This is a genomic window from Flavobacterium sp. XGLA_31, assembly GCF_051547105.1.
Lineage (GTDB): Bacteria > Bacteroidota > Bacteroidia > Flavobacteriales > Flavobacteriaceae > Flavobacterium.
Window position 1 is genome coordinate 1 of the sequence record NZ_JBPTTM010000029.1, and the last position, 275, is coordinate 275.

Here is a 275-nt window from a genome sequence, read left to right on the forward strand (position 1 = left end):
AACTGTCGGCTGTTAACGCCCTCGAGGAAGTCTACCGTAAACCAATAATCGTCTGCCGGAAGCAAATGACCGTTCATGGTACCATCCCAACCCGGACTCGTCGGACTGATTTGTTTGAGCAGTTTGCCGTAACGGTCAAAGATGTAAATCTTAGCTCCCGCCTGATTCACCAATCCCTGAATATTCCATGTATCATGGTAACCGTCTCCGTTAGGGGTAAAGTAATGCGGGTAATCTATCGTTTCCACGTTTTCTATCGTTTGTACGCCACAAGA

General features: G+C 47.3%; 1 protein-coding gene. It reads right to left on the reverse strand.

All coding sequences use genetic code 11. The annotated features are described in order from the left end of the window. On the reverse strand, positions 1 to 275 hold a 275-nt coding region (locus ACSVH6_RS13615), incomplete at both ends, for a T9SS type B sorting domain-containing protein (protein WP_438079413.1).